Source organism: Vibrio sp. 2-1-2a (genome assembly GCF_032648565.1).
Lineage (GTDB): Bacteria > Pseudomonadota > Gammaproteobacteria > Enterobacterales > Vibrionaceae > Vibrio > Vibrio diabolicus.
Map to the genome: position 1 here is coordinate 259,788 of NZ_WBOH01000001.1, position 13,022 is coordinate 272,809.

At 45.1% G+C, this 13,022-nt stretch carries 11 protein-coding genes; 9 read left to right on the forward strand and 2 right to left on the reverse strand.

The features are described 5' to 3' along the window. The first annotated feature begins 44 nt into the window (after positions 1-44). From hutU to F7Y48_RS01335, 3 genes are all read left to right on the forward strand, one after another. Positions 45-1,742: a urocanate hydratase gene (gene hutU / locus F7Y48_RS01325; protein WP_114322442.1), complete on the forward strand. Its 1,698-nt coding sequence runs from the start codon at positions 45-47 to the stop codon at positions 1,740-1,742. Positions 1,743-1,753: 11 nt separating this feature from the next. Further along, positions 1,754-3,289: a histidine ammonia-lyase gene (gene hutH, locus F7Y48_RS01330; protein ID WP_316679889.1), complete on the forward strand. Its 1,536-nt coding sequence runs from the start codon at positions 1,754-1,756 to the stop codon at positions 3,287-3,289. A 337-nt stretch (positions 3,290-3,626) separates the two neighbouring features. Continuing rightward, positions 3,627-4,352, forward strand: coding sequence for a DUF3581 domain-containing protein (locus F7Y48_RS01335; RefSeq protein WP_005395883.1), 726 nt, complete (start codon positions 3,627-3,629; stop codon positions 4,350-4,352). A gap of 110 nt (positions 4,353-4,462) precedes the next feature. Here the strand turns inward: F7Y48_RS01335 and F7Y48_RS01340 are convergent, their stop codons facing one another. After that, the gene (locus F7Y48_RS01340; RefSeq protein ID WP_316679890.1) at positions 4,463-4,924 is read right to left on the reverse strand and encodes an isoprenylcysteine carboxylmethyltransferase family protein; all 462 of its coding nucleotides are present in this window, start codon (positions 4,922-4,924) and stop codon (positions 4,463-4,465) included. A 73-nt stretch (positions 4,925-4,997) separates the two neighbouring features. Next, the gene (locus F7Y48_RS01345) at positions 4,998-8,033 is read right to left on the reverse strand and encodes an FAD-binding and (Fe-S)-binding domain-containing protein (protein WP_258643993.1); all 3,036 of its coding nucleotides are present in this window, start codon (positions 8,031-8,033) and stop codon (positions 4,998-5,000) included. A gap of 264 nt (positions 8,034-8,297) precedes the next feature. Here F7Y48_RS01345 and F7Y48_RS01350 point away from each other — a divergent pair, with 264 nt between their 5' ends. The 6 genes from F7Y48_RS01350 to F7Y48_RS01375 all read left to right on the forward strand — a co-directional run bounded on the left by F7Y48_RS01350 (position 8,298) and on the right by F7Y48_RS01375 (position 12,972). Next, complete coding sequence (locus F7Y48_RS01350) at positions 8,298-8,978, forward strand: DUF3334 family protein (protein WP_006742601.1); 681 nt, start codon at positions 8,298-8,300, stop codon at positions 8,976-8,978. Positions 8,979-9,187: 209 nt separating this feature from the next. Next, positions 9,188-9,883: a DUF2786 domain-containing protein gene (locus F7Y48_RS01355; protein ID WP_005395879.1), complete on the forward strand. Its 696-nt coding sequence runs from the start codon at positions 9,188-9,190 to the stop codon at positions 9,881-9,883. A 209-nt stretch (positions 9,884-10,092) separates the two neighbouring features. Then, positions 10,093-10,752, forward strand: a complete 660-nt coding sequence (locus F7Y48_RS01360) for an OmpA family protein (RefSeq protein WP_005377956.1) — start codon at positions 10,093-10,095, stop codon at positions 10,750-10,752. Between the two features lie 76 nt (positions 10,753-10,828). Next, positions 10,829-11,806 carry a J domain-containing protein gene (locus tag F7Y48_RS01365; protein ID WP_257897346.1) on the forward strand — a complete coding sequence of 326 codons (978 nt, stop codon included), beginning with the start codon at positions 10,829-10,831 and terminating at the stop codon, positions 11,804-11,806. A 177-nt stretch (positions 11,807-11,983) separates the two neighbouring features. Then, positions 11,984-12,166: a hypothetical protein gene (locus tag F7Y48_RS01370; protein ID WP_005377960.1), complete on the forward strand. Its 183-nt coding sequence runs from the start codon at positions 11,984-11,986 to the stop codon at positions 12,164-12,166. A 413-nt stretch (positions 12,167-12,579) separates the two neighbouring features. Further along, complete coding sequence (locus F7Y48_RS01375) at positions 12,580-12,972, forward strand: SulA-like leucine-rich domain-containing protein (protein WP_012841914.1); 393 nt, start codon at positions 12,580-12,582, stop codon at positions 12,970-12,972. The last annotated feature ends 50 nt before the right edge of the window (positions 12,973-13,022 follow it).

Consider the following 13,022-nt stretch of genomic DNA (forward strand, 5'->3'; position numbering starts at 1 on the left):
CCAAGCAAGTACTTGGTCATCACGAGAAACTAAAGGAGTCTGAAATGACACAGCGCCAGGGACAAGATCCACGACTTGATACAAGCAGAACAATTCGTGCACCTCACGGAGATAAACTGCGCGCAAAATCTTGGCTAACCGAAGCCCCTCTTCGTATGCTGATGAACAACCTCGATCCTGATGTTGCAGAACATCCACATTCGCTGGTTGTATATGGCGGCATTGGCCGTGCGGCACGAAACTGGGAATGTTACGACAAGATTGTTGAAGTACTTGAAAGACTCGAAGATGACCAAACGCTTTTAGTTCAATCAGGCAAGCCTGTTGGTGTTTTCCCTACCCATAAAAACGCCCCACGCGTGCTTATCGCTAACTCAAACCTCGTTCCTCATTGGGCAAACTGGGAACACTTCAACGAGCTAGATAAACAAGGCTTGATGATGTACGGCCAAATGACCGCTGGCAGCTGGATATACATTGGCTCGCAAGGTATCGTACAAGGCACATACGAAACATTCGTATCTGTTGCGAAAAAACACTTTGACGGTGAAGCAAAGGGCCGTTGGATTCTAACCGGTGGCCTTGGTGGCATGGGTGGTGCTCAACCTCTAGCTGGTACAATGGCGGGCTTCTCCATGATTGCAGTAGAGTGTGATGAATCACGTATCGATTACCGCTTACGTACAGGCTATGTCGATAAGAAAGCGACATCTTTGGATGAAGCGCTTGCTATCATCAAAGAATCGGACACACCAGTATCGGTTGGTCTACTAGGTAATGCAGCAGACGTTTTCTCTGAGTTGGTAGAACGTAATATCACGCCTGATGTAGTAACAGACCAAACGTCTGCACACGACCCGCTCAATGGCTACTTACCACAAGGCTGGAGCATGTCTCACGCTGCAGAAATGCGTTTGCAAGATGAGGCAGTGGTCGTTAAAGCAGCCAAAAAATCCATGGCAGTGCAAGTTCAAGCCATGTTAGAGCTACAAAATCGCGGCGCCGCAACACTCGACTACGGTAACAACATCCGCCAGATGGCCTTGGAAGAAGGCGTAGAAAACGCATTTGATTTCCCTGGCTTTGTTCCAGCCTACATTCGTCCATTGTTCTGCGAAGGTATTGGTCCTTTCCGTTGGGCTGCTCTCTCTGGCGATCCTGAGGACATCTATAAAACCGACCAAAAAGTAAAAGAGCTAATTCCAGATAATCCGCACTTACATAACTGGCTAGATATGGCGCGCGAGCGCATTCAGTTCCAAGGTTTACCTGCACGTATTTGCTGGGTCGGCCTGAAAGATCGTGAGCGTCTTGGTCAAGCATTCAATGAAATGGTGAAAAATGGCGAACTTAAGGCGCCTGTTGTCATTGGTCGTGACCACTTAGACTCTGGCTCCGTAGCAAGCCCGAACCGAGAAACAGAAGGCATGATGGACGGTTCTGACGCCGTATCAGACTGGCCACTATTAAACGCACTACTCAATACGGCGGGCGGCGCAACTTGGGTTTCACTGCACCACGGTGGTGGCGTAGGTATGGGTTTCTCGCAACACTCAGGTATGGTTATCTGCTGTGACGGCAGTGAAGATGCCTCAAAACGTATTGCCCGCGTGCTGCATAACGACCCAGCAACAGGCGTGATGCGTCATGCTGATGCGGGATACGATATTGCTAAACAATGTGCAGCAGAGCAAGGGCTAGATTTGCCAATGCTCAACGAAGAACTGAAGAAGCTCAAGTAAGGATGAAAGAGATGTTAAATTTAACGCTAAAGCCAGGTCATATTAGCTTAAACGAACTACGCCAAGTGAGCCGTTCACCAGTCAACCTTACTTTGGATCCTGAAGCCATTCCGGCCATTGAAGAAAGCACGCAAGTCGTGGATCGTGTCATCGCGGAAGATAGAACGGTTTACGGAATTAACACTGGTTTTGGTCTATTGGCTAACACACGAATAGCACCAGAAGATTTAGAAACTCTGCAACGCAGTATCGTTCTTTCTCATGCGGCAGGTATCGGTGAGTTTATGTCAGACGAAACGGTTCGTCTGATGATGGTATTGAAAATCAATAGTCTGTCTCGTGGTTTTTCTGGTATTCGCCTAAAAGTCATTAATATGCTGACCGACCTAGTTAACGCACAAGTTTACCCTTGTGTACCTAAAAAGGGCTCTGTTGGCGCATCAGGTGACTTAGCTCCTCTGGCCCACATGAGCACAGTATTACTAGGTGAAGGACAAGCTCGTCACAACGGTAATATCATTTCTGGGCAAGAAGCGTTAAAAATCGCAGGTCTAGAACCCATAACTCTGGCGCCGAAAGAAGGTTTAGCGCTGCTAAATGGTACCCAGGCATCAACAGCGTTCGCATTAGAAGGTCTGTTTATCGCGGAAGATCTTTTCGCTTCGGCTACAGTATGTGGGGCAATGTCTGTCGAAGCCGCTCTCGGCAGCCGACGTCCATTCGATCCGCGCATTCATCGTGTACGTGGTCATCGCAGCCAAATGGACGCTGCACTGGCCTACCGTCATCTATTGGATACATCAAGTGACATTGGTGATTCGCATACTAACTGTGAAAAAGTACAAGACCCGTATTCGTTGCGCTGTCAGCCTCAAGTAATGGGGGCGTGTTTGCAGCAAATCCGCAACGCCGCCGAAGTATTGCAAGTAGAAGCGAACTCCGTATCAGATAACCCGTTGGTGTTTGCTGAAGATGACGACATCATCTCTGGCGGTAACTTCCACGCTGAGCCTGTTGCAATGGCAGCTGACAACCTAGCACTGGCGATTGCTGAGATCGGCAGCCTGTCTGAACGTCGTATGGCATTGCTTATCGATAGCGCATTATCAAAATTACCACCGTTCTTGGTTGATAATGGCGGTGTGAACTCTGGTTTCATGATTGCCCAAGTCACCTCTGCTGCGCTAGCAAGCGAAAACAAAACGCTCGCTCACCCAGCGTCAATAGACAGCTTGCCAACATCAGCAAACCAAGAAGATCACGTGTCAATGGCAACCTTCGCGGCTCGCAGATTGAAAGAAATGGGCGAAAACACTCGCGGCATTCTGGCGGTCGAATACCTCTCAGCAGCACAAGGCCTAGACTTTAGAGCACCAAACAAGTCTTCTGAACGTATCGAGATTGCCAAACAAATGTTGCGTGAAAAAGTATCGTTCTACGATAAAGATCGCTACTTTGCGCCGGACATTGAACAGGCGAATACTCTGCTTAAGCTAGCTATCCACAACACGCTTATGCCAGAGAGTCTGTTACCAAGTGTTCAGTAATCCAGCATTACCAGCACTTAATCTAAAAACCGGATGATAATTTGAAGGCTCCACGTTTCGCGTGGAGCTTTTTTATCTCCTCATTAAACGTATTCCCAGCGATCTTTATGAACACTTGCATATTGTTATTGCTATACTTTTAAATACAGCCGGCGTAATAAAGTCGCTGTTTATTGCTTTCACAAATAAAAGCGTTGCTAAAGTATGCGTTTTTAACGATTTATCCGCCGAAATAGTGTCTTATTGTTAGGATACGGTGAAGTTTTCACTGGATGGACCATTGCTACGCAGATATTCGCATATAATCCCACACAGTTTTGGTTACTACGTAAAAATTATGTTTCTAACACCTTATTTTTCAAACACTAATCACCAGTTTCAGTTCACTCGCGAACAAGCAAGCCACTTTGCAAAACGTGTCGCAGGTGACTACAACCCAATCCACGATGAAGACAACAAACGCTTTTGTGTCCCTGGGGACTTACTTTTCGCAGTGCTTCTTAGTAAAGAAGGCGTCAGCCAAAAGATGCGTTTTAACTTCTCTGGCATGGTAAACGATGGTGTAGCACTTCATATTGAAAATAAGTGTGAAAAAGAAAGCGCCGTTGTTGACGAGGCCGGTAAAGAATACTTACACATGTCCCGTGAAGGTGAGACTAACCACGATCCCGCATTTATTGAGCATGTCGTAACAAATTACGTGCAATTCTCTGGCATGAACTTCCCTCACATCATGGTTCCTCTTATGGAAGAGAAGCAAATGATGATCAACTGCCAACGTCCATTGGTTATTTATGAAAGCATGGAAGTTGAATTTTCACGCTTAGACCTTACGCATCCAGAAGTGGATTTCACTGGCGCAACATTCGACGTGGAAGGTAAACGTGGGGTAGTCACCTTAAACTTTGCGTTCAAAGAAGACGGTGAAGTCGTTGGCAAAGGCATCAAGCGCATGGTTGCAAGCGGCTTGAAGCCATATGACCAAGAAGCGGTTGACGATCTTGTACGCCGTTTCAATGAACGTAAGGATGCATTCCTAGCAAAGTTCGTTAAGGCAGCCTAATCGACTGCCCTATCAGAAGCGCTCAAAAAACGTGTTTACTAAAAGAAAGCCCAACGTCGGTCGTTGGGCTTTCTTTTTATGTCTCATCCAAATAAAACTAAACGCAATGCTTAGATCCAGCGGCGGACGTGGTTTTTGTAATCCACATACTCTTCACCAAACAATCGCTCTAGAATACGTTCCTCTGGCTTGATTTGAAATCGATTCATATAACTGACAAATACGACGCCACAAAGCACCACGCTCAAATGCTGCCACCACAAACCAATTGCAATGATTAGAAGCAGTAGCGCCATATACATCGGATTGCGCGAAAAAGAAAATACGCCAGTTCTCACCACGGAAGAGGCCGTGTCAGGCTTTACAGGGTTAACCGTCGTTTTTACTTTATGGAATTCATACACACCAGCAATGCCCATATAACCAGAGAGCAAAGTTAACCCGCCAACCACAACCTCGACAAAGGGCACGCTAATATTCAGGCTCGGCACCAGAACTGTCAGTCCATACATGAGTAGTATGACCAACAAAAACACCGCAACAGGTGGGACTTTGAGTTCAAGTTTTCTCAAGATTCATATCCTTTGAAATTGTTGTATGTGACTTCTAAAAAAGCCCAGTAAAACTGGGCTTAATTTGATGTGATTATATCAAAGTTAACAGCGCCTGAACGGGATGTTTGGGCTTTGTTCCTTCAAAGCGTTTCACTTGGCTGCGGCAAGAGTAGCCAGTAATCAAACATCTCTCGTTATCTAACTTATCTAAGCTTGGCTTCCAGCTTAAATTGTAAATGTCTTTCGACATCGACAACTTATCGACCTCGTGACCAAACGTACCCGCCATACCACAACAACCAACAGGAACCGTATTTAAAACTGCACCAAAGTGAGCAAAAATAGCGCCCCACTCTTTTTCCGCATTCGGCATTTTGGTTTTTTCAGTACAGTGCGCAAACAGATACCAAGGTTCCTGCGCCTTATGCTCTCCGCTTTCAAACGCTTCTAGTCTTGGGTAAAGCCATTCGTGGGCCGTTAGTACATCGAAATCACCTCGCTTACTGCCAAGTACTTCAGCGTATTCATCTCGATAACACAGCACCAACGCAGGATCGACACCAACTAAAGGAATATCCAGATCCGCTACCATAGCCAAGAACTTCGCTGTATCGGCGGCTGTATCCTTAAACTGACGTAGAAAGCCTTTAATGTGTTGTGCTTTACCATTCGGCTTAAATGGCAGAAGCACCGGATGCATGCCCAGCTTTTTCAATAATTTAACGAAGTCTTCTACGACATCGGCGTCGTAGTAGCTAGTGAATGGGTCTTGAACAATTAAAACATGCTTGCTCTTTTCAGACGAAGACAAACCGCTGAGCGCTTGCAGATCATAAGGCGTTGTCAGCGACTCTACTCGTTGTTTCAATGTAGGTACTGATAACAACGGCGCATCGACATACCCAACTGTTGAAGCCGTTAAGCTCTTGACCCACGACTGCTTCAAAACACCGTTTACGACACCTGGCGCTTTCGCCATCATCGGCAGCATAGTCTCTATGTTCGCAACCAGATAATCTTTGGCTGGACGTTGGTAACGAGAGTGATAAATGTTTAAAAAGCGTGAGCGGAAACTCGGAACGTCGACTTTAATCGGACACTGGCTCGCACATGCTTTACACGCCAAACAACCATTCATCGCTTCATACACTTCGTGAGAGAAGTCATACTCGTGACGACGATTGATAGAATGACGTACGCGGTCAATCATGGTTTTGATTGATGTTTTGTTTTCTAGTGTTTGCTTTTCTAAGTCAAGAATATCAATGCCTTGCTCAGTAAGCTGACGCAACCACTCGCGAACCAAACCTGCACGACCTTTTGGTGAATGACGACGATCGGCTGTTACTTTCATCGATGGACACATTGGCGAGCTGGTATCGTAGTTAAAACACAAACCGTTACCGTTACACTCCATCGCTTGTTTAAAGCTGTCACGTACTTGAACGTCAATCTGACGGTCATAGTAACCACGTTTGGTATCGGTAACTTTGACAAGCTCTGCATCACTATCTAGCGGTGTACAGATTTTGCCCGGGTTCATTTTGTTGTGTGGATCGAATGCCGCTTTCACACGTCTCAGTTCAGTAAACAACTCGTCGCCGAAAAACTCAGGGCCATATTCTGAACGGAAACCTTTGCCGTGTTCACCCCACATCAAACCGCCATATTTCGCCACCAGCTTGACCACCTCATCAGAAACTTCGTGCATCAATGCTTCTTGGTGCGGGTCACACAAATCCAACGCAGGACGTACGTGAAGCACCCCGGCATCGACGTGGCCAAACATGCCGTAATTCAGAGACTTGCTGTCTAACAGCTCTCGAAACTCTACAATGAAGTCTGCCAGGTTTTCTGGTGGCACACAGGTATCTTCAGCGAATGCGACCGGTTTAGCACGACCTTTTGCTGCGCCTAACAAACCCACCGCTTTTTTACGCATGTTGTAAATACGCCCAATGCTCGCTACATCGTTACAAACCTGGTAGCCGATGATGCCCGCTTCTTCTGTTTCCAACATGGTATCGAGCTTGGCGGTCAACGCTGCAACCTGAGCAGCGACTTCCTCTTCGTCCTGACCTGCGTATTCCACCATATTGATGCCAAGCATCTCTTTGTTTGGAACATCGGTAAGCAAATCACTCACGGTGTGCCAGACGATATCTTGCTTCGCGAGATTAAGTACTTTCGAGTCAACGGTTTCTACAGATAGCGCTTTCGCTTCGACCATAAACGGTGCATTACGCAGCGCAGAGTCAAAACTGTTGTATTTAACGTTAACCAAAGTACGTGCTTTCGGAATTGGCGTCAGGTTTAGCTTCGCTTCAGTAATAAATGCCAATGAACCTTCCGCGCCACACAGCACTCGTGTGATATCGAAACGATCATCGTCTTCATCTAGCGCGTTCTTTAAGTCATAGCCCGTTAGGAAGCGGTTGAGAGGAGGAAATTTATCCACGATCTGCTGGCGTTTTTCACGACATACGGATTCCGTTACTCGTAGCGCCTTGGCAGCAAACTCGCCCTCTTTTGGGTAACCATGAGACAAGTCCGACTCTAAAACTGAACCATCAGCAAACACCGCTTGTAGCGACAATACATGATCGGATGTTTTTCCGTATTTCAGAGATCCTTGACCAGAAGCATCGGTGTTGACCATTCCGCCAATCGTGGCACGGTTACTGGTAGATAAGTCTGGAGAGAAGAAGTAGCCATAAGGGCGAACAGCGTCATTTAACTGGTCTTTCACTACACCAGTTTGTACACGAACCCAGCCTTCTTTCTCATTAATCTCAAGCACTTTGTTCATGTGGCGAGACATATCCACCACAATACCTTTGGTTAGCGACTGACCATTGGTCCCTGTGCCGCCACCACGAGGTGAAAAGGTAATTCGTTCGTACTTTTCTTTATTGCTCAGTTTCCCGAGGAGAGAAACATCTTCTGTCGTTTTGGGATGAACGACAGACTGAGGAAGTTGCTGGTAAACACTGTTGTCAGTGGCAACCGCTAGTCGGCTTGAATATTGGCTTTCGATATCACCAGTGAATCCGGCGTGCTCAAGCTCTTTCAGAAAACTAAGAACAAGAGGATCGACATCAGTTTGCGAGTGTAATCTTGGTAACATTTGCTTCCTGCCCCTACGACGCTGAATCCGATCAGCTGCGGGTTATGTAATTATTTGCTCACTTATCATACAAGTTGGCGTTCAGCGAAACAAAACACCACAAAAGAGTAAGTGAAGTAATATTCTTTGAATTTCGTCACTTTACAACATTTAAAAAGACGAGCAAATCAGAATCTCGATACAATAATTAAACTTATGCTTTATTTTTTCACGCTTGATGCCTTACATTGGGGAACGAATCGCGTTTATAGATGAGTTTTCAGAATGAAAAAAAATAAAATTGTGACCACTGAAGATATCCTTCTCAAACTTTGCCAGTCTGTTTCTGGCGTCCTTACCTCGGCGACATCTTCTCAAGTAAATTACTCTGCAATGGTGCAAAAAATCCACAAGACTAGCCTCAAGCCAGATTTTGGCTGTTTTGTTCTGTTTGATGGCGGGTTTACCGGGCTGGTCGTAATTAATTTTACGGCAAAAGCCGCATTAGAGATCTACACCAACTACATGCGTAATATGGGTATGCCAGAAGAAGAACTGGCAATATCTCATACTTCTGACGAGGTGGGAGATGTTCTGGGTGAGCTAATGAACCAACTGGTTGGAGATTTCACCAATAAAATTCGTAAAGAGCTGCAAACGAACATCACACAAAACCAGCCAAAAATGATGGCGCTGAATAAGCAAGTCATCTTACAAGTGGATACCAACCTTGACCGCCCTCAAGCTCGCCGAGTGACGTTCTCCACCGAAAATAACAACATTTTCTACCTAGAGTTGGCAATGGACAAAACTGAGTTCATCCAACTAGAAGAGTTTGAAATCGCAGAAGACGAAAATCCAGACGATATTTTAGAAGCAACACGTAAAAATATGGCTGAGAAAGAATCTAAATCGTCGAGTTCGAACGATGACGCCGATGATTTACTCAACCAGCTCGGGTTGTAATTCCAACTAATCTTAATGAAGAATGGCTTCTTAGACACAAGTACGACTTCATACTGATTATGACGAACTAAAACGCCTAGCCTCGCCTTCCGTGGGGCTTCTTTTTATGCCCATAAACCACCTTCACTCCCACCTTGTATTTCGTTTTTATGTCAAAAAAGGTAATATGTCTGACTTCATAAATTTTCTGCTTTCGTTACTGGTTGTCGATGGATAAACAAAAAGCTCTGAAAAAAATCGCCAAGTGCTTAGAACTGGGCAATTCCGCTAATGTTAATGAGGCTGCCAATGCTATCAAAATGGCACATCGCCTCATGCTCAAATATGGTCTGGATAAGGACGATATTGAGTTTATCAGAATGGGGAAAACACAATCTTCCCACCTACTACCAGCGAATATCAGTTCTACCATATTGCGAGTGATTCGCGGCATTAACACTAAATTCGGTGTTGAAGCGGTGTTGTTGAATCACAAAGGGCTCAAACGTGTCGAGTTTATCGGTGAAGCAGATCGCGCGATTTTTGCTGCATTTGCTTTCGATATTATTTATCGCGAGATGAACGAAAGTACCGGACAATTCCGAAATAGTTTCGCAGGTACGGGCACCTCTTCTCAAGAAGTGACTCGCCGCGTGAACTCATTTGTATCTGGCTGGGTAGAGGGCGCAATAGAGAAACTTCCAGTCATTTCTCCAGACGAAGAGTCGGCCAACAAAATCAATGATTATATTGATAAAGAATTCCAAAACATTGACCGCGAAACCTTCAAGAAGCAACTGAAAGAAGCGATGAAAAACCTAACCGAAGACTACGAAGTGGGCTTGAAAAAAGGTAGAAGAGTCTCCGTTAACCGTGGTGTTGGCGGCGAGCAAGCGCGTAAAATGTTGGGCAATCCATCGAAATAACCAGAGCAGCAATTGATTGACGTAGGTTCCAATGTTATTGGGACCTACTTTTTGAAGTTGTGATAGTAACGAAAAGAATTTTCTTACAGAAACTCTTATCAATCTTACTTTCTCATAACAAATATCAATGCTTACTTATTCATAATTCGCATCCCATTATGAGGCATGGTTTCGCCTCAGTTTTATACGGAGATTTTCCCTTGAAAAAGATGCCTATTGCACTAGCTCTAGTGCTAGCTCTTACTGGCTGTCAAGCCACTCAACGCCAAAATGCAACAACGGGTGAATACGAAACTAACTCAACCACGCAAGGCGCGCTTATTGGTGCTATCGCTGGTGCAGCAATCGGTCTAGCAACGGGCGATGACGCTAAAGAACGCCGTCAGCATGCACTCATTGGTGCGGCCGCAGGCGGAGCGACTGGCGCTGGCGTTGGTTACTACTTTGACCAACAAGAAGCAGAATTGCGTCGCGCTTTGCTAAACTCTGGTGTACAGGTTCAGCGTGTTGGTGAGAACCAGCTTTTACTGCGTATGGAAAATGGTATCGGCTTCTCTTCAAGCTCTTACCAGCTTGATGCTAGCATTCATAATACGCTACGCGGTGTTGCTCGCATCTTGGTTGAATACCCAGATACCAGCCTTGTTATCGACGGTTACACTGATAGCACGGGCAGTGAGTCATACAACCAAACGTTGTCTGAGCGTCGTGCAGAGTCCGTACGTCAATTCCTAGTATCTCAAAACGTTGCACCTGGTCGTGCAATTGCACGTGGCTACGGCGAACGTAACCCAATTTGCTCAAACCAAACTTCTGAAGGTCGTGCGTGCAACCGTCGTGTTGAAATCCAGATCTTGCCACTGAAGTAATTTGGTTGCACCATAGCGGTAATAATAAAAAATTACCGGAGCAGGCCTAACCATAATCGTTAGGCCTGACATATCAATGTCTGTCAAAACGTCTGCCCTACTCTGCTTATTTAGCCTCAGCTTTTCTGGTTACTCGCTTGCCTCTCAAGCTCCAAATGACCCCATAGAACAATACGAGTACGCACAACAATTATTGGCATCAAACAAAGCTGAAGCCTCAACAGAAACACGCTACTGGCTAGAGCAATCCGCCAACCAAGGCTACCTCCCTGCGCAAAAACAGCTCGCGAACGACTTTGCTGAGGGGATATATGGCGAAAAGAATGAAACACAAGCGTTATATTGGCTAACCTCTATCGCACTCAATGATCCAACCGATCGGGGCTTTCTTCTCGCTAACTTTATTCAGCGCAATCAAGATAAGGTCACAGCTTCTCAATTGACTGAAGCTTTGTATCAAATGGCTTCTCAGCATAATCCAGCAGCAGAACAGGCTTATAATCAACTGTTAGAGCAGCGCTTCAATCAACTGCGAGCTAAACAAGTCTCGCAAATAAAGTCGCTCGATAAAAAGGCAGAGCAAACACAAGAAGAGAAAAGCACAACAACTGCAAAACCCAACGTAGAATACTCGCAGTTTTTATGGCTGATCTGGCTAGCGGCGATACTCATCATCAGCGGCTTAAGCTTCCTCGTAATCAAGAAACATAAGCAGAATAGAAAAGCGCTTGAAGCCAAAGAGGAAAACCAAAATCAGCGAATGGCGGCAAAAGTTAAAGAGCTAGAGTTTACGAACAAGCAACTGAAACGCCAGCTAGAGAAAGTATTCAAAGAATTTAAGAAATCCAAAACCCAGGCAGAGAACCATAAGCTAAGCGTCGCGTGTGCTATGTTTGGCTACACACCACAACACATCCCTGATTTACAAGCAATAAAGCTACGCTATAGACAGCTATCAAAGCTTTATCATCCGGACACAAGAGGCAGTGAAGAAGAAATGAAGCGACTCAATCATGCCTTTAAGCTTGTCTCACAAAATGTTACAAAACAGTAAAAACAGGTCAGAAAACTTTGGCTAGCATGCTTCTAGAGCCATATAATCAAGCGCCGCAATCGATCTCCCTCTCAAACAAATTAACAGACATTTAACTTAAGTCTCGCTTTTATGCCATAATGCTCAGCGCAAAATAACACCTAACGACTCAAATTAATCTAGGTGGGGAGAAAATCAATGTTCACTGAAGAAGGCACCTGTGATTGGTGTAAAAAACCTAGTCTTGTAACTCGTCACGATTATTTAGATGGCAAGCACCATTACTCATGTAAAGCTTGTTACGACATGGCAAAAATCGACGTGCGCCTATTTAACCAAGGCGAATTGCAAATGCGCGAACGCTTGCAACGAGCGAGCTAAGCAAGACGGAATCAACGGAACTGATTTTCAAAAGCGCCTTTTAAGGCGCTTTTTTGATCGGCCAAGCCCTATTTTCAATCTCTATCTCGTATTCCCTCCTATCCTACATAGCATGTCGCATCGGTTATCAGCCCCTCTCCTACTGTATACAAACCACTGCCCGTGAAAAAACACCTGTATATACAGTAGTGACCCCCTGTATGTATCTCGTCCAATTTTCTACTCATCTCACATTTTTAAATTGATGTTAGACATATCAAAAATGAAAAATAATCAAATAAATTCAGATACTTAAAATAAAATCCTTTTGTTTCCTTCTCAAAGAAACGCAAATAACTTTTGAGAAACGGGTTGATCAGGTCGTCAAAACAAACTACTGTATACACATACAGCATGTATAAAGGAACAGTAAGATGCAGTTACAAAGTCAATCTCATACATACTCTCGTTACAACGTATTGGCACAAGCAACTCAGCCCATGGCCGTTTCGGATCAGCTTCTATCTAAGCTGGCTGTTTTATCGCAGCAGAAACAATGGATTTTGTTTACAGCAGACTGCCCTCGTCCAGACTTTGAACAACTCACTGCTTCTAATATTTGCTGTAAAAACGTGATTCAAATGAAGCCTTCTCAACAGCTTTCAGAAGTCGAGATCGTGATCAAAGCCATCCGATCAGGTAATGCCAGTGCTGTTGTCGCATCAAATAAAATTGCACTTATGAATCAATCTATGTTGCGCGACATGGCGCAGCGCTATCAGTGTGAGGTTTTTTTCGTCGAAGGCAGAGTTAATAAGTACCACTAATAAGTTCGACGTTATCCATCCTGCATCTCGCCTCCTTTTTAAGGGGGCTT